Origin of the sequence: Natrinema salifodinae (assembly GCF_900110455.1) — an archaeon.
Taxonomy (GTDB): domain Archaea; phylum Halobacteriota; class Halobacteria; order Halobacteriales; family Natrialbaceae; genus Natrinema; species Natrinema salifodinae.
Genome location: NZ_FOIS01000008.1, coordinates 1 through 1344 on the forward strand (window position 1 = coordinate 1; position 1344 = coordinate 1344).

Here is a 1344-nt window from a genome sequence, read left to right on the forward strand (position 1 = left end):
ACCGATGGTCGATCGAACGTGCGAAACCGCTGGTGGGCTGAGGACGTCGCCTCAGTCCCGGTCTGTGGAGGTGATCCAGCCGCAGATTCCCCTACGGCTACCTTGTTACGACTTAAGCCCCCTTGCGGAGCCCAGATTCGACCCTGGTGACAGGGCCTCATCCGGACCCCACTCGGGTGCTTTGACGGGCGGTGTGTGCAAGGAGCAGGGACGTATTCACCGCCGTCTTCTGAACGGCGATTACTACCGAATCCAGCTTCATGAGGACGAGTTTCAGTCCTCAATCCGAACTACGACCGAGTTTCGGAGATTAGCGTCCCCTTTCGGGGTTGCTTCCCACTGTCTCGGCCATTGTAGCCCGCGTGTTGCCCAGCACATTCGGGGCATACTGACCTACCGTTGCCCGTTCCTTCCTCCAGTTTGGCACTGGCAGTCCTCCTAATGTACCCAACCACCACGAGGGTGTTGCTGGCAATTAGGAGTGCGGGTCTCGCTCGTTGCCTGACTTAACAGGACGCCTCACGGTACGAGCTGACGGCGGCCATGCACCTCCTCTCAGCAGGTCTGATAAGGTCATCAACCTGATCGTCACTCCTGCTGTCGATGCTGGTGAGATGTCCGGCGTTGAGTCCAATTAAACCGCAGGCTCCTCCGGTTGTAGTGCTCCCCCGCCAATTCCTTTAAGTTTCATCCTTGCGGACGTACTTCCCAGGCGGTCTGCTTCACGGCTTCCCTACGGCACAGCACTGGCTCGTAGCCAGTGCCACACCTAGCAGACATCGTTTACAGCTCGGACTACCCGGGTATCTAATCCGGTTCGTGACCCGAGCTTTCGTCCCTCACCGTCGGATCCGTCTTCCAGAGGCGCTTTCGCCACCGGTGGTCCGTCCAGGATTACGGGATTTCACTCCTACCCCGGACGTACCCCTCTGGCCTTCCGGTCCCAAGCCCCACAGTTTCCACCGGACGCCCGCGCGTTGGGCGCGCGGATTTCCCGATGGACTTGTGAGGCCAGCTACGGACGCTTTAGGCCCAATAATAGCGGTCATCACTCGTGCTGCCGGTATTACCGCGGCGGCTGGCACCGGTCTTGCCCAGCACTTATTCCTGCACCACCTTACGGTGCAGAAAAGCGAGGACGATATGCCCTCGCAGGTGGAGTCCCCTTATCGCACTGGCGTGCAGTGTAAAGGTTTCGCGCCTGCTGCGCCCCGTAGGGCCCGGTATCTTGTCTCAGATACCGTCTCCGGGCTCTTGCTCTCACAACCCGTACCGATTATTGGCACGGTGGGCCGTTACCCCACCGTCTACCTAATCGGCCGCAGCCATATCCTATGGCGCCGG

At 59.8% G+C, this 1344-nt stretch carries 1 rRNA gene; it reads right to left on the bottom strand.

The window, feature by feature from the left end:
• Positions 1-65: 65 nt before the first annotated feature.
• A 16S ribosomal RNA gene (locus BMY29_RS20385) occupies positions 66-1344 on the bottom strand; the annotation flags it as partial.